This window comes from Citrobacter sp. GW821-FHT07H02 (assembly GCF_059418505.1).
The window spans coordinates 48,185-71,011 of sequence record NZ_JBWKPZ010000026.1; the positions used below are offsets into that span (position 1 = coordinate 48,185).

The following is a 22,827-nucleotide window of genomic DNA, read 5'->3' on the forward strand; positions in this document are numbered from 1 at the left end:
TCCGACACAACCGCAATGGATGCCTTATGATTAGCGTATTCGATATCTTCAAAATCGGCATTGGCCCTTCCAGTTCTCACACCGTCGGACCAATGAAAGCAGGCAAACAATTCACGGATGACCTGATTTCACGCAACTTACTCACTGATGTCACCCGCGTCGTCGTTGATGTTTATGGCTCACTGTCATTGACGGGGAAAGGTCACCATACCGACATCGCCATTATTATGGGCCTGGCAGGAAATCTGCCGGACACCGTCGACATCGATTCTATTCCCTCCTTTATTCAGGATGTGAATACCCACGGGCGTTTGCTGCTGGCAAACGGTCAGCATGAAGTCGAATTCCCGGTAGACAAGTGCATGAATTTTCATGCCGACAACCTGTCTCTCCATGAGAACGGGATGCGTATTACGGCGCTGGCAGGCGAAAAGGCCATTTATAGCCAGACCTACTACTCCATCGGCGGTGGTTTCATCGTTGATGAAGAACATTTTGGTTTGCCGAACAGTGCGCCGGTAAACGTACCGTATCCGTATAAATCCGCAGCAGATCTGCAGAAACATTGTCAGGAAACGGGATTGTCGCTTTCCGGTTTGATGATGCAAAACGAGCTGGCGCTGCATAGCAAAGAAGAGCTGGAACAGCACTTTGCCAACGTCTGGGAAGTGATGCGCGGCGGTATTGAGCGCGGTATCACCACCGAAGGCGTACTGCCGGGTAAACTGCGCGTTCCGCGTCGCGCGGCAGCGCTTCGCCGTATGCTGGTCAGCAGCGACAAAACCACCACCGACCCGATGGCGGTTGTTGACTGGATCAATATGTTCGCGCTGGCGGTTAACGAAGAAAACGCCGCCGGTGGACGCGTGGTCACAGCGCCAACCAACGGGGCCTGCGGTATTGTTCCGGCAGTGCTGGCGTACTACGACAAGTTTATCCGCGAAGTAAACGCTAACTCACTGGCGCGCTATATGCTGGTCGCCAGCGCGATTGGCTCCCTGTACAAGATGAACGCCTCTATTTCCGGTGCGGAAGTCGGTTGTCAGGGTGAAGTCGGCGTGGCGTGCTCTATGGCCGCTGCGGGTTTAGCCGAGTTACTGGGCGGTAGCCCGACTCAGGTGTGCATTGCCGCAGAAATCGGCATGGAACACAACCTCGGTCTGACCTGCGACCCGGTTGCCGGTCAGGTACAGGTTCCTTGCATCGAGCGTAATGCGATCGCCTCTGTGAAAGCAGTCAATGCCGCGCGCATGGCGCTGCGTCGCACCAGTGAGCCGCGTGTGTGCCTCGATAAAGTCATCGAGACCATGTACGAAACCGGTAAAGACATGAACGCCAAATACCGCGAAACCTCTCGTGGTGGTCTGGCCATGAAGATTGTCACCTGCGATTAATCTCCCAAAGGGCTTCGTTTTGCGAAGCCCTTTCCCATTTTCACCGCTGTGAATAGCCTGACTTTGCCGTGAATGTTACCCTTAGCGCATGATCTATCAGGGAGAACGCCGTGGCCGTCCATCTGCTCATTGTCGATGCACTTAATTTGATTCGCCGTATTCATGCGGTTCAGGGGTCCCCCTGCGTCGAAACCTGTCAGCGCGCACTCGATCAATTAATCATGCACAGCCAGCCAACACACGCTGTCGCCGTGTTTGATGACGAAGCACGCAACGATAGCTGGCGCCACCAGCGACTCCCGGATTACAAAGCGGGCCGACCGCCTATGCCCGACGATCTGCATCGCGAAATGCCCACGTTACGCGCCGCCTTTGAACAGCACGGGGTGCCCTGTTGGGTCTCAGACGGGAATGAAGCCGATGATTTAGCGGCCACCCTGGCCGTAAAAGTCACGCAGGCCGGACACCAGGCCACCATTGTCTCAACCGACAAAGGCTACTGTCAGTTGCTCTCCCCCACATTGCGCATTCGTGATTATTTCCAAAAACGTTGGCTGGATGCCCCCTTTATTGAGAAAGAGTTTGGCGTACTTCCTCAACAACTCCCCGATTACTGGGGGCTGGCGGGAATCAGCAGTTCGAAAGTGCCAGGTGTGGCCGGGATAGGCCCGAAAAGCGCCACGCAACTGTTGGTTCAGTTCCAGACGCTGGAAGGGATCTACGCGCAGTTAGACGAGGTGCCGGAAAAGTGGCGGAAAAAACTTGAAGCGCATAAAGAGATGGCGTTTTTATGCCGCGACATTGCCCGCCTGCAAACGGATTTACATCTCGACGGAAATTTACAGCAGCTTCGGCTGGCGCGGTGACTGTGCTGCCGGATAGCGGTGCAAACACCGTATCCGGCCGACAATATCACTGACACTGTAAGCCGGATATGCGCAGCGCCATCCGGCCATTTTTACTCCGCCCAATTACCAGGCTGTATGGTACAACTCGACGATATCGGAAAGCGTCGCTTCCCGTGGGTTACCGCCAGTGCAAACATCGTCAAACGCAGCCTGCGCCAGCGCCGGAATATCCTCTTTAAGCACACCGACATCGCGCAGGTGCAACGGGATACCGACATCACGGTTAAGGGCAAAGACAGCATCAACCGCCGCATTGCGTGCCTCTTCCAGGCTCAGGTGTTCTACGTTTACCCCCATGACTCTGGCAATATCACGGAATTTTTCCCCGGTAAATTCCGCGTTATAGCGCATGATATGGGGGAGCAGAATCGCATTGGCGACACCATGAGGCGTGTTATAAAACGCGCCTAGCGGATGCGCCATCCCATGCACCAGTCCCAGCCCGACATTGGAAAAACCCATGCCGGCAACATACTGCCCCAGCGCCATGGCCTCTCCTGCGTCACGATCTCCGGCAACAGACCCCCGCAACGCGCCAGCAATAATTTCAATCGCTTTGATATGCAGCGCATCGGTCAGAGCCCAGGCGGCACGCGTGATATACCCCTCAATGGCGTGCGTCAGCGCATCAACGCCAGTTGCCGCTTTGAGCGCGGCAGGCATGCCATCCATCATGTCGGCATCAATAAACGCGACCTGAGGAATATCATGCGGATCCACGCAGACAAACTTGCGCCGCTTTTCTTCATCGGTGATCACGTAGTTAATGGTAACTTCGGCCGCAGTACCCGCCGTGGTGGGGATCGCCATAATCGGCACGCTCGGGTGACGTGTCGGTGACAATCCTTCCAGGCTGCACACGTCCGCAAACTCCGGGTTATTGCTGATAATGCCGATTGCCTTGCAGGTATCCTGTGGAGAACCACCGCCAACCGCGATGAGATAATCCGCCCCGCTTTGCTGAAATACGCTCAGCCCCTCTTTGACGACACCGATTGTCGGATTTGGAATTACGCCGGAGTAAATCTCCCAGGCCAACCCTGCTGCATCCATCTTATCGGTGACTTTCGCAACCACGCCGCACTGTACCAGCGTTTCATCGGTCACAATCAGCGCCTTAAGATAACCACGGCGTGTCACCTCACCGGTTAACGCCTCTACCGCCCCACGGCCAAACCATGCCGTTTCATTCAGAATCATTCTGTTCGCCATCATCCGTCTCCTTTTCGCCTTGCGAAATTACTCTTCAATACGTAACCCGTAGGTTTTAAATTTCTCCAGTACCACGGCAATTTCTTCATCATCCAACACCGGTACGGGATCGGTAATCGCCAGCGTACTGAGGTAAAGCTGCGCCAACACTTCCACTTCATGTGCCAGCCACAGGGCTTTTTCCAGATTAATTTCACAGGCGATGAGCCCGTGATGCTGTAACAGCGTTGCTTTGCGATCTTTTAACGCCGTTACGACGAATTCGGACAGGGCCTGCGTGCCAAATGTGGCGTACGGAGCACAAGGAATCGAGTTTCCCCCTGCGGCGGCAATCATGTAGTGGATCGCCGGAATAGGACGGTTGAGGATCGAGACAGCGGTACAATGAATGGCGTGATTGTGTACCACGGCATTTGCATCAGGCCGCGTCTGATAAGCCGCAAGATGAAAACGCCATTCGCTGGAAGGTAGCTGCCCTTCGGCATATTTCCCATTGTTATCGACATACACGATCATATTTTCAGTAAGTCGCTCATAAGGAATTCCGCTAGGCGTAATTAACATGCCTTGTTCATAGCGAGCGCTCACATTACCTGCGGTGCCTTGATTTAAACCAAGACGTGTCATTTCAAGACAGGTTTCAATTATTTCACGAGATAAACGCGATCTTTCCATCTTTATTCTCCGGGTACAGTTCCCCTCGTCTTTATCGCGAAAAGAAACAACCGCAAATGAAGACGGGTCAGGTTTCAGGTAAGGGCAGCCACTGAATACTTTTATTCTGATTCATATGGCTGTTTTATTTATATTACTGTCACGTATTATTTTTGTCGTACGCGCTTGATAAGTTTCATCTCAACTTTTACCGTCTCTTTAATGGGTCGTTCCTCAATAGCACTCAACATCATATCGAATGCTTTTTCCGCCCAGGCATTTTCATCCTGTTGCATTGACCATACATTATTGGACAGGAACCCCAACATGGGGTGTTCATCGAATGTGCCAATGTTGATCTCTGGTGGAACCACACCGAAGCGATCGCGAATAGCGCTGACAGCCCCTTCCAGTACCGGCAACGATGAGGCGATAAACGCCTGCGGGCAGCCCCATTCACTGATCAACCGCTCCATAATCAGATAGCCGCCTTCCGGTGTATTAACCGGTCCTTCGCGAACCCACTCCCGATGACAAATTCCATTTTTTTCCAGTGCGTTAAGATAACCGGTAATACGGTCGCTAATACTGGGCAACCCGGCATCGCCAACTAAAAGCCATACTGGCGATTTGCCGGCATCCAATATGCTTTGCGTCAATTTTTCACCGCCAGCGATATTGTGACTTTCGACCAGAGCGTTATCCGTATACTTAAAGTCACGGTCAAGTAATACCATTGGCTTTCTGACCTGGCGTAAATGATGCTGTTGGTTCTCTAATGTTGAAGGCACAATAAAAAGGCCGTCAACATTCCTGGCAATTAACGCTTTTGTTAATTTATTTTCGTAATCAACATCATCATAAGTACAGCTGATCGTTAATTGATAACCCGAACGACGACAGCGCTGTTCAAGTTTTTCAGCAAGCGTGGCAAAAAAGACGTTAGAAATATTAGGCACGATCAAACCCAATGTGTCCGTCTTATTAAGCTTCAGACTCCGGGCCGAATGATTAATCACATAACCATATCGTTCTACATACTCATTGATGCGCGTTTGTGTTTTGACGCTGATCCTATACTGTTCAGCTTTTCCATTTAGCACCAGTCTTACGGTCGTCACCGATAAATCCAGATCACTGGCTATCTGCTCTACTGTTTTAGCCATTTATGCGCCCCAGTACACTTCCAAACACCTATGCCCAATCATAAAAGTATTTTGAACATTTGTCTTACTGCATCAGTCGGTTAAGTAACTGCTGCTGCTCCCAGAGCGCAAGGTAAGCCTGATACTTGCGTTCAAAAAAGTCCTGCCTCTCGGGGTTTGCCTTAATCACCTCACCCGCCGCCACCATCTCCTGACATGCGGAAGAGAAATCTGGCCAGCTACCGCTTGCCACAGCTCCGGTAATCGCCGCTCCCAGCGTTACCGCATCCTCCTCTTGCATAAGATGGATGTCGCACCCCGTGGCATCCGCATATTCACGCAACCACAGCGGGTTGTGCGTTGCGCCGCCGCATAATGTCAGTCGGGAAATCGTATGCCCGCTTTCGCGCATGGCATCCATAATATGCCGCGTACCGCAGGCGATAGCCTGTAGTGTGGCAAGGTACAACCGCGCCACCTGAGATTCTCCTCGCTCCAGCGTCAGGCCGCAAACGCTCCCCCTGGCATCCGGACGCGCACGTGGCGAACGGTTACCGTGATGATCGGCCAGCACATGCAGATAGCGGGTCGGTTCATGTTCTTTCTCTTCCAGCGCCGCCACCCATTCATTGACCAATTCAACCGGATGACATCCCCGCTGTTCAGCCTTGCTAAACAACGCCGCGCTGGCCCCGGATTCCTGTAGCGTCCAGTCAACCAACGCCCCTGCGGCACTTTGCCCACCTTCCGTCAGCCAGTAGCCCGGTAGCATCGCCGACCAGTAAGGCCCCCACACACCCGCCGTGTGGATCTCCTGCTCGCTGCACAGCATGTGACAGTTTGACGTTCCGCTGATCAGCGCCAGCGTCCCCGCAGGCTGCGCCCCCGCGAGCGCAACGCCGCCAGCATGGGCATCAATCATTCCGCTGGCCACCACAACGTCTGTCGTCAACCCTAAGGCCTGTGCGGCGTCAGGACTGAGCGTTCCTGCGGCGGCGCCAGGCGGGAGGATCTGCCGAGGAATTTTACTGAGCAAGTCGGTCAACCCGACAGCCCCCAGCAGAGAATCGCTAAAACGTTGTTCGTGCGCTAAGTAGTTCCATTTGCAGGTCAGTGTGCACAGCCCGGCAACATCATTGCCGGTCGCTTTCCAGACCAGGAAATCGGCCAGATCGAAGAAGCGATGGGCCTGCTGCCAGGTTTCTGGAAAATGGTTTTTCAACCAGAGCACCTTGGGCAGTTCCATTTCAACGCTAACTTCACCGCCAACGTAACGCAGTGCAGGATCCTGGGTGGCATTAATGCGCTCAGCCTCTGCGGTTGCTCGGTGATCCATCCACATAATAATGTCGTGGTCGGCTACGCCTTCAGGCGAGACCGCCAGCCCTTTTCCCTGCTCATCCAGCGCAACCAGAGAGCACGTTGCATCGAAACCTAACGAGCGAATCGCACTGACAGAAATACCTGCACTGGCTACCGCCCCTTTGACAACCAGGCAAACCTGCCGCCAGATTTCAGCGGAAGATTGCTCCACCCGCTCCCCACCAGGTCGAAATTGAGAAATAGGGAGCGTGGCAAAAGACAGTCGCGTTCCGCTGGCATCAAATACCCCCGCCCTGACGCTTTCCGAACCGACATCCACACCGAGGAAATATCCACTACGCATAATGACTCCCTGACGCTGGCTTAAAAGGGGGGCAAAAGGGTTGCCCCCACGGGTTTATTTCTTACCAAATGGGTGTAATAACTTCTCAATTTCCGGCGTATTAATGTTCTGCGCATTAACGAATTTCACCGGAATATCGATTTCTTTCGGTACGGTTTGACCAGACAGCGAGGCGTTCAGCGTTTTGATCCCCTGGTAGCCAATCTGGAAAGCGTCCTGGACGACGAAGCCCTGAATGACGCCTGAGTTCAGGAAATTAATAATGGCCTCAGTGCTGTCAAAACCAATGACCTTGACTTTGCCTTTCAGGTTTTGGCTATCAATTGCGTTCGCGACGCCCAGCGTCGATCCTTCATTGGTACCGTAGATCCCCGCCAGATCCGGGTTCGCCTGAATCATATCAATGGTTTTGTCCATCGCCTTTTGCGGGTCGCCATCACTGTACTGCACCGGCAATACTTTGATATCAGGATATTTTTCCTTCATACGGGCGACAAAACCTTCCGAACGTTCGATCGCCGAAGAGGTGCCTGCCACGTGAGCAATAATGCCGACTTTGCCTTTATTATTGACTTGTGCAGCCAGCGCATCGGCGGCTTCGGCCCCCGCTTTACGGTTGTTTGTCGCCACAAAACTGACCGGAATATCGGAATTGACGCCAGAATCAAACGTCACCACCTTGATCCCGCGCGAATTGGCGGTTTCCACCAGCGGGGCAAGGGCATTGGCGTCTAACGCAGCCAGCAGCAATCCGTTCGGTTTTTTCGCCATCGCGTTTTCAACCAGCTGGATTTGCTCAGCAATCTGGGTTTCATCCGCAGGACCAACATAGCTGGTTTTATCGCCCAGCTCTTTAGCCGCTGCTTCTGTCCCCATTTTTACGGTTTGCCAGAATTCATGCTGGAAACCTTTGCTGACGACAGGAAGATTCAAATCTTTAGCCAACGCGCTGGATGTCATGCAAGCCAGCAGAGATAACGCATAGACAAAATGCCTGGTTTTCATTGTGGTACTCCGTTTTAAGTGAGTCACCCTTAACGTCAGGGTCATTGTTCCCCGTGACTTCCGGGAGCGTAAATCAACGAATCTTTTTGCGTAATGTGTCGAGATAGACGGCAGCAATCACCACGATACCCATCGCCACCATTTGCCAGAACTGTGAAACGCCCATCAGGTTCAGGCCATTTTTCAGCACACTCATAATGAATGCGCCAATAATCGTGCCGCCAATAGTGCCAATGCCACCCATCAGGCTCGTGCCGCCAATGACGACTGCCGCGATAGCTTCCAGCTCATAACCCACACCGACCGTCGGCTGTCCTGAGTTCAGACGCGATGCCAGAATGACGCCCGCGATCCCGGTCAGCAGGCCACAGAAGGCGTAGACGAAAACCTTGACGCGCTGAACTTTGATCCCGGAAAGGTGAGCCGCCACTTCATTGCTGCCGACTGCGTAAACATAGCGGCCAATAACGGTTTTCTTCAGGATGTAGCTGGCCACCAGCGCCACGATGACGAGGTAAAACACCGGATAAGGAAGCACATCGAATAACCGTCCCTGTGCCAGCATTTTGAATGAGGGGTAGTCAGCAAAGTAAATGGCGCGGCCATCGGTCATGACCATATTGATCCCCCTGATAGACATCATCAGACCCAGCGTGGCAATAAACGGGGGGATGGTTGCTTTCGTGACCAGCAGCGCATTGGCATAACCGCACAGCCCTCCCGCCAGTACCCCCGCCAGAATGCAGACGGGCAACGGCATACCGAAACTGGCGCAAATCCCGACGGCGACGCCGGAAAAGGCCACCACCGATCCCAGAGAGAGATCGATCCCGGCAGTAATAATCACAAAAGTGACGCCAATCGCCATAATCCCGATCACCGACGTTTGCAGAGCAATCGTCATAATGTTTTCGGTATTAAAGAAAAAAGGTGAACTGAAACTGAAAAACACCACTAAAATAATCAGGCTAAAAAGTGGCGCAAGGCGCATCAAGAGTTCTTTATTAATTTTTATCTTCTTATTATTGCTGTCTGAAGAGGTTACAGAGATGGTCATAATTTAATCCTCTAACGTCGCATATTGCATGATTTTTTCTTGTGTGGCGTCATCAGAAGTTAACTCTCCGGTAATACGTCCATTACGCATCACTAAAATGCGATCGCACATACCCAGTACTTCCGGTAATTCAGAGGAAATCATAATAATTGACTTTCCTTTTGCCACAAGGCGATTCATTAATTCATAAATTTCCAGTTTCGCACCGACATCAATACCTCGGGTAGGCTCATCAAAAATGAGAATATCGGTATCCTTACATACCCAACGCGCAATAATGATTTTCTGCTGATTACCACCACTTAAATTCAAGGCCGCTTGTTCCAGATGCGGGGTCTTAATTCTTAGGGCGCTAACCTGTTCCTGGCTCGTAGTCTGGCAGCGTTTGCTGTCCACATTGCCATAGCGATCGGAATATTCAGGGTAATTTCCCAGCATAATATTGCGTTCAACAGACAAACCTAACGCCAGACCTTCTTTTTTCCGGTCTTCCGTTAAATAGCTAATTCCCTGTTTGATCGCATCAGGGATATCTTTAATCACCGTCACGTTACCGTTAAGTTTGATGGTTCCGGCATCAATCGGGTCTGCGCCAAAAATAGCCCTGGCCAGTTCCGTACGCCCGGCCCCCATCAGACCGGCAAACCCTAAAATCTCGCCACGATAAAGCGTGAAATCGATATTGTTCAGGACGCCTTTTCGCGTCAACCCGCTGACTTCCAGCACGGGCGTCTGGTGAGCCTGCGCTTCACGACGCGGATAGATGTTCCCCAGATCGCGTCCAACCATCATGGCAATCAGGTCACTAATATTGACCGCGTCATAGTCGACGGTATCAATGTATTGCCCATCACGCATCACGGTGGCGCGATCGGCAATCAGCGCCAGCTCCTCCAGTCGATGCGAAATGTAGACAATTCCCGTCCCCTGTGATTTTAGCAAGCGCGTCACCTGAAATAAACTTTCTATTTCGGTTTCCGTCAGTGCCGCAGTAGGCTCATCCATAATAAGGATTTTGGCATTCACCGAAATAGCTTTCGCAATTTCGACCATTTGCTGTTGTGCAACGGTAAGGTCGGCAACCAGAGTGTCCGGCGAAATATTCAGGTTCAATTTTTGCAAAATTTCCGTCGCAGCCTGTCGCTGTTGTTTTTCGTCCAGGCGCCAGCGATTATTTTTGCAAAACTCCCTGCCAATAAATATATTTTCTTCAACGGTTAATTCTGGGAAAAGATTAAATTCCTGGTGAATAATCGTAATTCCAGCCTGCTGCGCACTTAGCGGGCTTGAAAATGAAACGGGTTGATCTTCAAAAACAATATTACCTTCATCAGGTTGATAAACACCTGATAAGATTTTCATCAGCGTCGATTTTCCCGCACCATTCTCACCTAATAGCGCATGAACTTCGCCTCTGCGTAAACTAAAATCCACATTACTCAACGCCAATACGCCGGGAAATCGTTTAGTAATATGACTCATTTGTAAAAATGTTTCGGACATTGCTGCTTTCCTCAATCATCAGAAATGGCAGTCAGTGAATCAGGCGAAGAACATGCCAGAGAACCCTCGTCACCGTTAATGCGAATACGTCCAGTCAACACACCTTATTTTGCTAACTCGAGTTAGCGATTGCCTTTTAAAGCTATTTTAGCCGCCCAAAATAGCCAAATCATTTGATTTGAAATTGTGACGCCGCACAAGCAATTTATCATAACAGAATGATTTTCAAGATTTTAAAAACATAATACCACTATTGTTTATTTGACGGAGATCGAATTTTAACCACTTCTCGTGAAGCCACTCACATATCCACGATAAAGAAGTTGTGTAAAAAACGCTGCAATACCTAAGCTAACTCGAGTTAGCAAAATCAGTAATTCAGCCGACTGCTGAGGTGGGGTCCACACGTCACCGGAGCAGAGCGCCATAAAGTGAGATGAGGAACCACGAATGAAGAAAATCAGCCTACCGAAAATTGGTATTCGCCCGGTCATTGATGGACGCCGCATGGGCGTTCGTGAATCGCTGGAAACGCAGACCATGAATATGGCGAAGGCCACCGCGGTCCTTCTTACCGAGAAGCTCCGCCACGCCTGCGGCACCCCCGTTGAGTGTGTCATTTCGGATACCTGCATTGCAGGTATGGCAGAATCTGCAGCCTGTGAAGAGAAATTCAGCAGTCAAAATGTTGGCTTAACCATTACCGTCACGCCGTGCTGGTGCTACGGCAGTGAAACGATAGACATGGATCCCACACGACCAAAAGCCATTTGGGGATTCAATGGTACAGAACGCCCGGGAGCGGTGTATCTGGCCGCTGCGCTGGCCGCCCACAGTCAAAAGGGACTCCCCGCGTTTTCCATTTACGGTCAGGACGTACAGGATGCCAATGACACCTCGATTCCGGCCGACGTTGAAGAAAAACTGCTGCGCTTCACCAGAGCGGGTTTAGCGGTTGCCACGATGAAAGGCAAAAGCTATCTCTCGCTGGGCGGGGTTTCGATGGGCATTGCGGGTTCCATCGTCGATCACAATTTCTTCGAATCCTGGCTGGGTATGAAAGTACAGGCCGTCGACATGACTGAACTGCGCCGCCGCATCGATCATAAAATTTATGACGAAACCGAGCTGGAAATGGCGCTGGCCTGGGCCGATCAGCACTTCCGCTACGGCGAAGATAAAAACGCCCAGCAGTATCAGCGCAACGCCGAACAAAACCGGGAGATCCTGCGCGAAAGCCTGCTGATGGCGATGTGTATTCGCGACATGATGCAGGGTAACAGTAAACTGGCGGAAATCGGTCGCGTAGAAGAATCATTGGGCTACAACGCCATTGCTGCAGGCTTCCAGGGACAGCGTCACTGGACCGATCAATACCCCAATGGCGATACGGCCGAAGCGCTGCTGAACAGCTCCTTTGACTGGAACGGCATACGCGAACCGTTTGTCGTGGCGACCGAAAACGACAGTCTGAATGGTGTGGCGATGCTGTTTGGGCATCAGCTCACCGGCACGGCACAAGTGTTCGCCGATGTGCGCACCTACTGGTCGCCGGAAGCCGTAGAGCGCGTGACGGGACAACCGCTGACCGGGTTGGCGGAACACGGCATCATCCACCTGATCAACTCGGGTTCTGCCGCCCTCGACGGCACGTGCAAACAGCGCGATAACGAAGGCAGACCGACCATGAAACCTCACTGGGAGATCAGCCCCAAAGAGGCAGATGATTGCCTGGCTGCAACCGAATGGTGCCCGGCGATCCACGAATATTTCCGTGGCGGCGGCTACTCTTCGCGCTTCCTGACTGAAGGCGGCGTGCCGTTCACCATGACGCGCGTAAACATCATCAAAGGTCTCGGCCCGGTACTGCAAATTGCCGAAGGCTGGAGTGTAGAGCTGCCAAAAGAGGTTCATGACACCCTCGACAAACGTACCGACTCCAGTTGGCCAACGACCTGGTTCGCCCCACGTCTGACGGGACAAGGCCCCTTCACCGACGTCTATTCTGTGATGGCAAACTGGGGAGCAAACCACGGCGTGCTGACCATTGGACACGTCGGGGCTGATTTCATTACCCTCGCCGCGATGCTGCGCATTCCGGTCTGCATGCACAACGTGGACGCGGCGAAGATCTATCGTCCCTCTTCCTGGTCAGCGCACGGTATGGACATCGAAGGCCAGGATTACCGCGCCTGCGAGAACTACGGTCCGCTGTACAAACGTTGATGCGTCCCGCTCTCTAATTTCTTTGCCCGGTGGCGAAAGCTTGCCGGGCCTACAACAACGCCTTTTTTAGTGATTTTGTAGGCCGGAGAAGCGCAATGCCATCCGGCAAAGTTCCAGGAGTTTTTATGAAGCAAGAGGTTATTCTGGTTCTCGACTGCGGCGCAACCAACGTAAGGGCCATCGCCGTCGACCGCCAGGGAAACATTGTCGCCCGGGCCGCAACCCCTAATGCCAGCGAACTCGCCACGGAAAACACCGCCTGGCATCAGTGGTCGCTGGAGGCCATTTTGCAACGCTTTGCCAATTGCTGCCAAACGCTCTCCGCGCAACTCTCGACATGCCAGATACGCGGCATTACGGTCACCACGTTTGGTGTCGATGGCGCGCTGGTCGATGAACTCGGCAGGTTGCTTTATCCGATCATCAGTTGGAAATGCCCGCGCACTGCCACAGTGATGAACAACATCGGCCACATGATGACGCCACAGCGGTTGCAGGAAATTTCCGGGGTCGGCGCATTCAGCTTCAACACATTGTATAAACTACTGTGGCTCAAAGAGAATCATCCTCACCTGCCTGAACAGGCTCATGCCTGGCTGTTTATTTCATCCTTAATCAACCATCGTTTGACCGGTGAGTTCACCACCGACATCACCATGGCAGGAACCAGCCAGTTACTGGATATCCACCAGCGCGATTTCAGTCCGGAGATCCTGCAGGCCGCCGGTTTGCCCCGCCGTCTGTTTCCACGGTTAGTCGAAGCGGGAGAGAAAATCGGCACGCTGCAGCCCGACATCGCTCGTCGGCTGGGGTTACCAGCGGGTATTCCGGTTACCTCCGCCGGGCACGACACGCAATTTGCTTTGTTTGGCGCGGGTGCCCAGCAGGATGAGCCCGTGCTGTCCTCCGGAACATGGGAAATTCTGATGGTACGCAGTTCCCGGGTAGATACCCCGTTGTTAAGTCAGTATCCCGGTTCAACCGCTGAACTGGACAGCCAGCGAGGCCTCACCAATCCGGGAATGCAGTGGCTGGCGTCCGGGGTGCTGGAGTGGGTACGCACACTGCTGTGGAGCCCAGAGACGCCCTGGCAAACGCTGATTGATGAGGCGCGCGCTATCCCCGCAGGCGCCGACGGCGTGAAAATGCACAGCGATCTGCTGACCAACGCGCAGGCCGGATGGCAGGGCGTCTCGCTCACCAGTACCCGGGGCCACTTGTACCGTGCCGCGCTCGAGTCATTAACGGCTCAACTCAGGCAAAACCTGCAGACGCTGGAAAAGATCGGCCAGTTCAGGGCGACAGAGCTGCTGCTGGTAGGCGGTGGCAGCCGTAACGCGCTGTGGAATCAAATTAAAGCCGACACGCTTGGCATTCCGATCAAAGTGCTGGATGACGCAGAAACCACCGTTGCCGGCGCGGCGATGTTCGCCTGGTTCGGCGTGGGTGAATTTGCCAGCCCGGAACAGGCCAGAGCGCAGGTGCGTTATCAGTATCGTTATTTTTATCCGCAAACCGAATCCGAACGCATTGAGGAAGTGTGAAATGCTGAAAACAATTTCGCCGTTAATTTCCCCTGAACTCCTGAAAGTCATGGCGCAAATGGGCCATGGCGATGAAATTATCTTTTCTGACGCCCATTTCCCGGCTCACAGCCTGGGGCCGCAGGTTATCCGCGCCGACGGTCTGATGGTCAGCGACCTGCTCAGGGCAATCATTCCACTGTTTGAACTGGACAGCTACGCTCCACCGTTGGTGATGATGGCCGCCGTTGAGGGGGATTCGCTCGACCCGGAGGTAGAGTCCCGCTATCGTGATGCGCTCTCCTTGCAAGGCGTATGCCCTGACATTACGCGTATCGACCGCTTTGCATTCTACGAACGGGCGCAAAAAGCCTTTGCGATCGTGATAACCGGTGAACGGGCAAAATACGGCAATATTCTTTTAAAGAAAGGCGTTACGCCGTAATCTCATCCCAGGCAGGTGTACACGAATGATGGAGTGAGAAAAATGAAGACGGCACGCCAGCACGCGATTGTAGACCTGCTCATTCATCACCAGAGTCTGACCACTGAGACGCTGGCTGCACGGCTTAACGTCAGCCAGGAGACTATTCGACGCGATCTGAACGCGCTGCAAGCGCAGGGAAAAGTACGACGTCATCACGGGCGCGCCACCGTGATTCATCGGGAAAACCCGGACGGCGGCGCCCCCTTTCATCTTCGACGAAAAAGTCATTATGCGCACAAAGCGGACATTGCCCGCGAAGCGTTGGCCTGGATAGAAGAAGGGATGGTGATCGCCCTGGACGCCAGCTCGACGTGCTGGCATCTCGCCCGCCAGCTACCGGACATTAACCTGCAGGTGTTCACCAACAGCCACCCGATTTGCCTTGAACTGGGAAAGCGCGAGCAGATCCAGCTCATCAGTTCTGGCGGCACGCTACAACGCAAACACGGCTGCTATGTCAATCCGTCGTTGCTCTCGCAGCTAAAACCGCTCGACATTGACCTGTTTATTTTCTCCTGCGAAGGGATCGATAACCGTGGTGTGTTGTGGGATTCCAGCACGTTCAATGCGGATTTCAAATCAACGTTGCTAAAACGTGCATCGCAATCGTTATTGCTGATCGATAAGAGTAAATTCAATCGTTCGGGAGAGGCGCAGATTGGGCATCTGGATGATGTGACGCATATTGTGTCAGATACACGTCAGGTTGAGACCGGATAACGCACCCGGCCTCCGGATGTTATCGCTCGTCGCGACGACCGCCGACGGCAGCCCACAAACGACGCACGTGCACCGTCACTTCTTCACGGTCATGATAAAGCTGACGCGCCTGAATCTGCGCATTAATGTTGTGTTCGTCAAGCTGGGCCTGAATATACGCCAGGTTCTGCGACACTTCTTCGTAGCGCTTTTTCATCGGCAGCTTGAGGTTGAAGATCGTCTCGCGACACCAGCCGTTCACCAGCCACTGCGCCATCAGCGCGGCCACTTTTGCAGGCTTCTCCACCATATCGCAGACCATCCACGAGATGTTGTTGCGATTCGGGCGGTACTTAAATCCGTCTTCACGCAGCCAGGTCACCTGCCCGGTATCCATTAGGCTTTGCGCCATCGGACCATTATCAACGGAGTAAACCCACATGTTCCGTTTCACCAACTGATAAGTCCAACCGCCAGGACAGGCACCTAAATCCACCGCATACATCCCGTTTGCCAGACGCTCATCCCACTCATCTGCCGGAATAAAGACATGCAGCGCTTCTTCCAGCTTCAGCGTTGAACGACTCGGCGCATCAGCCGGGAACTTCAGACGCGGGATGCCCATGTAAAACGGTGAGTTATTATCAGGCCAGGAATAGCCTGTGTAACAACAGCCCGGTGCGATAAAGAAAACATGGACGACCGGACGTTTTGGCGTTTCATATTTTGCCAGTACGCCGGCTTCGCGCAGCGCCGCGCGCAGCGGCACGGTAAATTTACGGCAAAACTTGACCAGCTCTTTGCTTTCGTTGGTGTCAGCCACTTCGACACGCAGGTCGCCGCCTTTCTCCACGACGCCCTGCAACATACCGACAATCGGTGTAATGCGGTCTTCCGGCGGCAAATATTGCAGCAATTCGCCGACGACAAACATTTGGCGGGCAAAAATCAGCGAACTGAACGGTAGCTCTTTCACTAACTTTTCAGCATCACCCTGCTGGTAGCACTCAAATATGACGTAACCCGCATTGTCTTTTACGCGAGCGAAACCAAACACTTCCCGACGCGTTGCTTTATCCGTGATCTCTGCAGCACACTCTTTTTCAAACCCCGGGCGACACAACAATACAACCTTATTCATGACTAACGCTCTTACGTTTCAAACGGATGGCGCCAATTAACATCAGCACCCAACCTGCCAGAAAACTCACACCGCCGACAGGAGTAACAAACGCCCACAGGCGTAAATGGGACAGCGCCAGGCAATAGAGGCTGCCGCTAAACAGCACCGTGCCTAATGCCAGAAAAACACTGCTCCAGTAAAACCAGATACTGATGCGTCGCTGCATAGCAACGGCAAGACCAAAAATCGCCAGCGTGTGAAATGCCTGATATTCAAGGCCGGTCTGGATCCAACCCATTTCAACCACGCCAAGGGTCTTGCTCAGGACATGCGCCCCAAAGGCGCCCAGAGCAACAAAAATGAAGCCGCTAATGGCGGCGAAAATCAGCATAAAACGGCTGGTCATGGCAGTACCTACATAAATTATTGGTCGTAACGAAAGCGGAATTTTTCTTGTTCAGTGGCCGCTTTTGCCAGTATCCACTGACGAAAAGCAGCTATTTTACCCAGTTCTGCCTGACTGTCATGACAAACCAGATAAAAAGCATTTTTGCTGACCAGAACATCATTAAACGGACAAACAAGACGTCCGGCCTCAATTTCGGACTGCGCCATCACGTTGTTGGCCAACGCGACCCCTTGTCCATGGATGGCAGCCTGTAGCACCATGGCACTATGGCTGAAGATAGGTCCCTGCTGCACATTAATATGATTCAACCCTAACTGGCGCGTATAGGTTTGCCAGTCACGCCGCGAAGCATCATGCAGTAACGTATGCTGTGCCAGATTCTCCGGCGTCTTCAGCGGTTTGTCGCCGGTGAGTAGCAGGGGAGAACAGACAGGCAGCAAATATTCTGCGTACAATTTTTCGACACGCAAACCCGGCCAGTTTCCACGTCCATAAAAAATCGCGACGTCCACATCGTCCGCCAGTTTATCTTCCTGACGATCCACGGCCTGGATTCTGACATCGATTCCCGGATAAGCTGAATTAAAGCTTGTGAGTCTGGGCACCAGCCATTGAATGGCAAAACTGGGCAATAAACTGACGGTTAAGGCCCCTTTTGCACTACGAGCCTGAAGTTTACGCGTCGCTTCAGTTAATTGCGAAAAAATCTCTTTGATGTCGAGGAAATAGCTTTGCCCTTCCTCCGTCAGCAAAAGCGATCGGTTGCGACGGCGAAACAGCTTAAGCCCCAAAAAATCCTCAAGAGACTTGATTTGGTGGCTTACTGCGGCCTGTGTCACAAAAAGCTCTTCTGCCGCGCGCGTGAAGCTCAAATGCCTTGCGGCGGCATCAAAAACACGTAATGCATTCAGGGGTGGTAATCGTTTTGACATGGCTTTTAAACTTTGATGTTAAAAGAATTTAACAATTAGGTAACGTTATGTAACCTATTAGTTTTTTTAATCTGAGCCATTATAAATTGTCCGTTGAGGTTCTACCAGCAAATACCTATAGTGGCGTCACTTCCTGAGCCGGAACGAAAAGTTTTATCGGAATGCGTGTTCTGGTGAACTTTTGGCTTACGGTTGTGATGTTGTGTTGTTGTGTTTGCAATTGGTCTGCGATTCAGACCACGGTAGCAAGGCTACCCTTTTTCACTTCCTGTACATTTACCCTGTCTGTCCATAGTGATTAATGTAGCACCGCCAACTTGCGGTGCTTTTTTTTGCCCACGACTGACCGGTTACTGATCCAGTTCGACCATCTCTTTCACGTCAGTACGATTAATCTGCTGTTTGTTGCCGTTTGCATCCTGGTACGAAATCATCCCTGTTTCATCATCAGTCCTCGGTTTCCCCTCGGAGACAATGGTTCGCCCATCATTGGTGTGCATCACATAATTGGACCCGGAACAGGCGCTGAGGGTAAAAGTCAGCATACAGGCAGAGATAATGGCGGCTGTCTTATTCATCTTCTTCTCCTTACAGCGATTTGTGCTATCTAAATAAATGTTCATAACAGGCAAAAGCGTTTGCCCAACACTATTCAGCATAAGCCACTGGTCGGATTTCACATGGATAAGCAGACGATTCCGAGGGTCAGGACAAACCTTGTATCAGGGCTCTTTTTGCGCCACGATCTGTTGACTGAACAGAGGAATTCCATGAACGCTTTTAATCCCGCGCAGTTTCGTGCGCAGTTTCCCGCACTCATTGATGCCGGTGTCTATCTCGACAGCGCCGCCACCGCCCTCAAACCGCAGGCGGTTATCGACGCCACACATCAGTTTTACAGTCTGAGCGCCGGAAACGTCCATCGCAGCCAGTTTGCCGAAGCCCAGCGCCTGACCGCACGTTACGAGGCGGCCAGAGAAAAAGTCGCGCACCTGTTGAATGCCCCCGACGACAAAGCGATCGTCTGGACCCGTGGCACCACCGAAGCGATCAACATGGTGGCGCAAAGCTACGCCCGCCCTCGCCTGCAACCGGGCGATGAAATTATTGTGAGCGCGGCCGAGCACCACGCCAATCTCGTGCCCTGGCTGATGGTGGCAGAGCAGACGGGCGCAAAGGTCGTCAAACTGCCGCTCAATGCGCATTTTGTTCCCGATGTTGAGCGTCTGTCCGATCTGATTACCCCACGCAGCCGCATTCTGGCGCTGGGACAAATGTCCAACGTGACGGGCGGATGCCCGGATTTGGCCCGCGCAATCGCACTGGCGCATGCTGCCGGGATGATCGTAATGGTCGACGGCGCGCAAGGAGCAGTGCATTTCCCCGCCGACGTCCAGTTGCTCGACATCGATTTCTACGCATTCTCGGGCCACAAACTGTATGGCCCGACCGGAATTGGCGTGCTCTACGGTAAACCAGAACTGCTGGACGCGATGTCACCCTGGCTCGGCGGCGGCAAAATGATCAACGAAGTCAGCTTTGAGGGATTTACCACCCAATCCGCGCCGTGGAAGCTGGAAGCCGGTACGCCGAACGTCGCAGGGGTTATTGGCCTGAGCGCCGCGCTGGAATGGCTTTCTGAGATCGATATCGTGCAGGCCGAAAGCTGGAGTCGCGGGCTGGCCACTCTGGCAGAAGAAGCACTGGCTACCCGTCCGGGTTTTCGCTCGTTCCGCTGCCAGGATTCCAGCCTGCTGGCCTTCGACTTTGCCGGGGTACACCACAGCGATATGGTGACGCTACTGGCAGAATATGGCATCGCGCTGCGTGCCGGACAGCACTGCGCTCAACCGCTGTTGGCGGAAATGGGCGTCACCGGGACGTTGCGCGCCTCTTTTGCGCCGTATAATACAAAGAGCGATGTCGATGCGTTGGTCAATGCGATTGACCGCGCGCTGGAAATACTGGTGGATTAATGACAAACCCTCTGTTCGCTGGACACCCGTTTGGCACAACCGTAACCGAAGAGACGTTACGTAATACGTTCACCCCACTGACACAGTGGGAGGATAAATATCGCCAGCTTATCCTGCTGGGTAAGCAGCTTCCCGCGTTACCGGAAGCGTTAAAAGCGCAGGCAAAAGAGATTGCCGGATGTGAAAACCGCGTCTGGCTGGGGCATACCCTGTCGGCCAATGGCACAATGCACTTTTTTGGCGACAGTGAAGGTCGTATTGTGCGCGGCCTGTTGGCCGTATTACTGACCGCGGTGGAAGGCAAAACGGCGGCGGAGATTTTGACCCGCTCGCCGCTGGCGTTGTTTGATGAGTTAGGCCTGAAAGGGCAGCTCAGCGCTTCGCGTAGCCAGGGGCTGAATGCACTTAGCGCGGCGGTTGTGGAAGCGGCCCGCAACGTGTGAAGGTTGTTGTGCCGGATGTCTTATCCGGCCTGCAACGCCGCTTGAACCGTAGATCGGGTAAGCGTAGTGCCATCCAACGCCATCAAGCCTCGCGCGCCGCTTTCGCCATCATTTTCTTCAGCGCGTGGGAAACAGCGACAAAACCGAAAGTGGCGGTCACCATGGTCGCCGCACCGAATCCAGAGGCGCAGTCCATGCGTTTTGGCCCTTCCGCCGTCGCTTTCATTGCGCAGACAGACCCGTCCGACTGCGGATACACCAGCGCTTCGGTAGAGAACACGCAGTCAACGCCCAGCTTGCCTTTGCTGTTTTTCACCACGCCAAAATCACTTTTCAGGCGCTCACGCAGTTTTGCCGCCAGCGGATCCTGAATGGTTTTCGCTAAATCGACGACCTGAATCTGCGTCGGATCGATCTGCCCACCCGCACCGCCGGTGGTGACCAGCGGAATTTTATTGCGCCGACAATACGCAATCAGCGCCGCTTTCGGCCGTACGCTGTCGATCGCATCGATCACATATGAAAAACCTGCATTCATATACTCAGCAACGTTATCCGGAGTCACGAAATCATCGACAACGTTCACCCGGCATTCCGGGTTGATCAGACGGATACGATCCGCCATCACTTCCGCTTTCGCCAGCCCAACGTTATCGCGCAGGGCATGAATTTGACGATTCGTATTGGTGACGCAAACGTCATCCATATCAATCAGCGTGATCGCGCCAATTCCGGTTCGTGCCAGCGCTTCTGCCGCCCACGACCCCACTCCACCGATCCCGACCACACAGATATGCGCGTCGGCAAACAGCTGCAGCGCTTTTTCACCATACAGGCGTGCGGTGCCGCCAAAACGCTGACGCCAGGCATCACTTATCACAACAGACATACAACCTCAGAATTAAAAAGGGTGAGAATATCCTCACCCTGTCTTATCCGTAGAAATGGTGTTCAGAATACCATAATCAGCCGCTAAACACGTTACCTGCGCCCGGCGCGCTCTTCAGTACCCAGACACGACCATAGTGATTATACCAGCCTGCACGGTGCCCGGCGTCCGCGCCAATGCCCTGGTAAATGTCAAAGTGCTGACCTTTAATTGCGCCGCCGACGTCCAGCGCCACCATCAGGCGCAGTTCATACTGGCCGGTAAACTTACCGTCATTATCCAGCAGCGGCACTTCCGCCAGCAGCGTTGTGCCCGGTGGAATAATGCTACGGTCAGAGGCAACTGAGGCGCGACCAATCAACGGTACCGCGCTGGCCCCTTTCACCGGTGCATAAGATTGCGGTTTAAAGAAGACAAATGAAGGGTTCTGCTCCAGCAGCTCACGCACTTGTGCTTCACTGTGCGTTTCACCCCAATGGCGAATCGCCTGCATCGACATATCTTCTTTCTTTACTTCACCACGGTCGATCAGCACTTTCCCGATACTGCGGTAAGCATGGCCGTTTTTCCCGGAATAGCTGAAGAAGTTGAGCGGGCTGCCGTCACCAAAATCGATATAACCGCTGCCCTGTACATCCATGATGAAGTTATCCATCAACGAATTACTGTAAGCCAGAATGTAGCTGTCGCTCAGTGCGCCGGAGTAGATCTCCGCACGGGACGGCAGGCGTCCGCGTTTTGGCGGCATCCGGTAAATCGGGTACTGGAACTCTCCCTGACGCGTATGGCGCGCCTGGATGACAGGCGTGTAGTAGCCGGTAAACTGTACGTTGCCGTAGTTATCCGCGCCTTCCATCTGCCAGGCATCAATGCCGAACTGACGCATACTACGCGTATCGCCGCCAGCACGCAGCCAGTCCTGAACAGCGCTATAAACGTTGCTCTGATTACCATATAAACGCGGTGATGAACTGCGAATCTGATTCACCTGCTCGGCAAAATCGCCCGCGTTAATCGGCGCGCCTACCGCATCAGGTTGGTTCACCAGTGAGAAAGGCTGGGTAAACTTCCCGTCTTTATACTGCTGTCCGCGATCGGTGGGTTTAGAGGAACACGCAGCAAGCATCGCCACGACGGCTCCGGTGAGAAGATATTTTGCCCAACGTCCTTTCATTGTTCTCGTCTTTAAGTTGCCAATAATGCGAGATGAAGATAACAAACCCCCGGACCTAATGAAATGCGCATACAGCCCTTGCCGCAAATTTTGTGCAAAAAACGAGCCGTCAGGACTATTTTTAACCACTCCCGTACCAAATTTATGATCTGGTTAAAAAAAGGGTTGCATGAAAACGTTAGCAGAGTATAGTGCGCATCCACGGACGCGGGGTGGAGCAGCCTGGTAGCTCGTCGGGCTCATAACCCGAAGGTCGTCAGTTCAAATCTGGCCCCCGCAACCAATACAATGTGAAGAAAGAGAAGTTACTTGTTCGTAGAGTAACAGACGGACGCGGGGTGGAGCAGCCTGGTAGCTCGTCGGGCTCATAACCCGAAGGTCGTCGGTTCAAATCCGGCCCCC

21 protein-coding genes and 1 tRNA gene are annotated in these 22,827 nt (G+C 53.1%); 9 read left to right on the plus strand and 13 right to left on the minus strand.

Annotated features, from left to right (window positions below):
• Positions 1 to 26: 26 nt before the first annotated feature.
• Together sdaB and xni are read left to right on the plus strand one after the other, a co-directional pair.
• Complete coding sequence (sdaB, locus tag AC07NP_RS20290; RefSeq protein ID WP_192613299.1) at positions 27 to 1,394, plus strand: L-serine ammonia-lyase II; 1,368 nt, start codon at positions 27 to 29, stop codon at positions 1,392 to 1,394.
• Positions 1,395 to 1,504: 110 nt separating this feature from the next.
• The gene (xni, locus tag AC07NP_RS20295; RefSeq protein ID WP_494661544.1) at positions 1,505 to 2,260 is read left to right on the plus strand and encodes a flap endonuclease Xni; all 756 of its coding nucleotides are present in this window, start codon (positions 1,505 to 1,507) and stop codon (positions 2,258 to 2,260) included.
• A gap of 105 nt (positions 2,261 to 2,365) precedes the next feature.
• Here the strand turns inward: xni and fucO are convergent, their stop codons facing one another.
• The 7 genes from fucO to AC07NP_RS20330 all read right to left on the minus strand — a co-directional run bounded on the left by fucO (position 2,366) and on the right by AC07NP_RS20330 (position 10,544).
• Positions 2,366 to 3,514 (minus strand): lactaldehyde reductase, encoded by a 1,149-nt coding sequence (fucO, locus tag AC07NP_RS20300; protein ID WP_494661556.1) that lies wholly within the window; start codon positions 3,512 to 3,514, stop codon positions 2,366 to 2,368.
• 27 nt (positions 3,515 to 3,541) lie between these two features.
• Positions 3,542 to 4,189 (minus strand): L-fuculose-phosphate aldolase, encoded by a 648-nt coding sequence (fucA, locus tag AC07NP_RS20305; protein WP_494661545.1) that lies wholly within the window; start codon positions 4,187 to 4,189, stop codon positions 3,542 to 3,544.
• Positions 4,190 to 4,335: 146 nt separating this feature from the next.
• Complete coding sequence (locus tag AC07NP_RS20310) at positions 4,336 to 5,334, minus strand: LacI family DNA-binding transcriptional regulator (protein ID WP_494661546.1); 999 nt, start codon at positions 5,332 to 5,334, stop codon at positions 4,336 to 4,338.
• 64 nt (positions 5,335 to 5,398) lie between these two features.
• Positions 5,399 to 6,979, minus strand: a complete 1,581-nt coding sequence (locus AC07NP_RS20315) for an FGGY-family carbohydrate kinase (protein ID WP_494661547.1) — start codon at positions 6,977 to 6,979, stop codon at positions 5,399 to 5,401.
• A 54-nt stretch (positions 6,980 to 7,033) separates the two neighbouring features.
• Positions 7,034 to 7,984 carry an ABC transporter substrate-binding protein gene (locus tag AC07NP_RS20320; protein ID WP_192613305.1) on the minus strand — a complete coding sequence of 317 codons (951 nt, stop codon included), beginning with the start codon at positions 7,982 to 7,984 and terminating at the stop codon, positions 7,034 to 7,036.
• A 73-nt stretch (positions 7,985 to 8,057) separates the two neighbouring features.
• Positions 8,058 to 9,041, minus strand: a complete 984-nt coding sequence (locus AC07NP_RS20325) for an ABC transporter permease (protein WP_203360161.1) — start codon at positions 9,039 to 9,041, stop codon at positions 8,058 to 8,060.
• 3 nt (positions 9,042 to 9,044) lie between these two features.
• Positions 9,045 to 10,544, minus strand: coding sequence for a sugar ABC transporter ATP-binding protein (locus AC07NP_RS20330; protein ID WP_494661548.1), 1,500 nt, complete (start codon positions 10,542 to 10,544; stop codon positions 9,045 to 9,047).
• A 450-nt stretch (positions 10,545 to 10,994) separates the two neighbouring features.
• Here AC07NP_RS20330 and fucI point away from each other — a divergent pair, with 450 nt between their 5' ends.
• The 4 genes from fucI (at position 10,995) to fucR (ending at position 15,500) form a co-directional block, all read left to right on the plus strand.
• Positions 10,995 to 12,770, plus strand: a complete 1,776-nt coding sequence (gene fucI / locus AC07NP_RS20335) for an L-fucose isomerase (RefSeq protein WP_494661549.1) — start codon at positions 10,995 to 10,997, stop codon at positions 12,768 to 12,770.
• Between the two features lie 125 nt (positions 12,771 to 12,895).
• Positions 12,896 to 14,314 carry an L-fuculokinase gene (fucK, locus tag AC07NP_RS20340; protein ID WP_494661550.1) on the plus strand — a complete coding sequence of 473 codons (1,419 nt, stop codon included), beginning with the start codon at positions 12,896 to 12,898 and terminating at the stop codon, positions 14,312 to 14,314.
• A 1-nt stretch (position 14,315) separates the two neighbouring features.
• Positions 14,316 to 14,738 (plus strand): L-fucose mutarotase, encoded by a 423-nt coding sequence (gene fucU / locus AC07NP_RS20345; protein ID WP_271444175.1) that lies wholly within the window; start codon positions 14,316 to 14,318, stop codon positions 14,736 to 14,738.
• 42 nt (positions 14,739 to 14,780) lie between these two features.
• Complete coding sequence (fucR, locus tag AC07NP_RS20350) at positions 14,781 to 15,500, plus strand: L-fucose operon activator (RefSeq protein WP_494661551.1); 720 nt, start codon at positions 14,781 to 14,783, stop codon at positions 15,498 to 15,500.
• A 19-nt stretch (positions 15,501 to 15,519) separates the two neighbouring features.
• Here fucR and rlmM read toward each other — a convergent pair whose 3' ends face one another.
• From rlmM to AC07NP_RS20370, 4 genes are all read right to left on the minus strand, one after another.
• On the minus strand, positions 15,520 to 16,620 hold the full coding sequence (gene rlmM / locus AC07NP_RS20355; RefSeq protein WP_203360155.1) for a 23S rRNA (cytidine(2498)-2'-O)-methyltransferase RlmM: 1,101 nt from the start codon (positions 16,618 to 16,620) through the stop codon (positions 15,520 to 15,522).
• Positions 16,613 to 17,008: a DUF423 domain-containing protein gene (locus AC07NP_RS20360; protein WP_192613313.1), complete on the minus strand. Its 396-nt coding sequence runs from the start codon at positions 17,006 to 17,008 to the stop codon at positions 16,613 to 16,615. The genes rlmM and AC07NP_RS20360 overlap by 8 nt, the downstream gene beginning before the upstream one ends.
• Before the next feature lie 17 nt (positions 17,009 to 17,025).
• The gene (gene gcvA, locus AC07NP_RS20365; RefSeq protein WP_203360154.1) at positions 17,026 to 17,943 is read right to left on the minus strand and encodes a glycine cleavage system transcriptional regulator GcvA; all 918 of its coding nucleotides are present in this window, start codon (positions 17,941 to 17,943) and stop codon (positions 17,026 to 17,028) included.
• Positions 17,944 to 18,293: 350 nt separating this feature from the next.
• Positions 18,294 to 18,521: a YgdI/YgdR family lipoprotein gene (locus tag AC07NP_RS20370; protein ID WP_203360153.1), complete on the minus strand. Its 228-nt coding sequence runs from the start codon at positions 18,519 to 18,521 to the stop codon at positions 18,294 to 18,296.
• A gap of 192 nt (positions 18,522 to 18,713) precedes the next feature.
• Between AC07NP_RS20370 and csdA the strand changes: the two genes are divergently transcribed.
• Both csdA and csdE read left to right on the plus strand, forming a co-directional pair.
• Positions 18,714 to 19,919, plus strand: a complete 1,206-nt coding sequence (csdA, locus tag AC07NP_RS20375) for a cysteine desulfurase CsdA (RefSeq protein ID WP_494661552.1) — start codon at positions 18,714 to 18,716, stop codon at positions 19,917 to 19,919.
• On the plus strand, positions 19,919 to 20,362 hold the full coding sequence (csdE, locus tag AC07NP_RS20380; protein WP_494661553.1) for a cysteine desulfurase sulfur acceptor subunit CsdE: 444 nt from the start codon (positions 19,919 to 19,921) through the stop codon (positions 20,360 to 20,362). Before csdA ends, csdE begins: the two co-directional genes overlap by 1 nt.
• Before the next feature lie 82 nt (positions 20,363 to 20,444).
• Here the strand turns inward: csdE and tcdA are convergent, their stop codons facing one another.
• Together tcdA and mltA are read right to left on the minus strand one after the other, a co-directional pair.
• Positions 20,445 to 21,251 carry a tRNA cyclic N6-threonylcarbamoyladenosine(37) synthase TcdA gene (gene tcdA, locus AC07NP_RS20385; protein ID WP_203360150.1) on the minus strand — a complete coding sequence of 269 codons (807 nt, stop codon included), beginning with the start codon at positions 21,249 to 21,251 and terminating at the stop codon, positions 20,445 to 20,447.
• Between the two features lie 76 nt (positions 21,252 to 21,327).
• The gene (gene mltA, locus AC07NP_RS20390; protein WP_494661554.1) at positions 21,328 to 22,425 is read right to left on the minus strand and encodes a murein transglycosylase A; all 1,098 of its coding nucleotides are present in this window, start codon (positions 22,423 to 22,425) and stop codon (positions 21,328 to 21,330) included.
• A gap of 206 nt (positions 22,426 to 22,631) precedes the next feature.
• Here mltA and AC07NP_RS20395 point away from each other — a divergent pair.
• Positions 22,632 to 22,708, plus strand: a tRNA-Met gene (locus AC07NP_RS20395).
• Positions 22,709 to 22,827 lie beyond the last annotated feature (119 nt).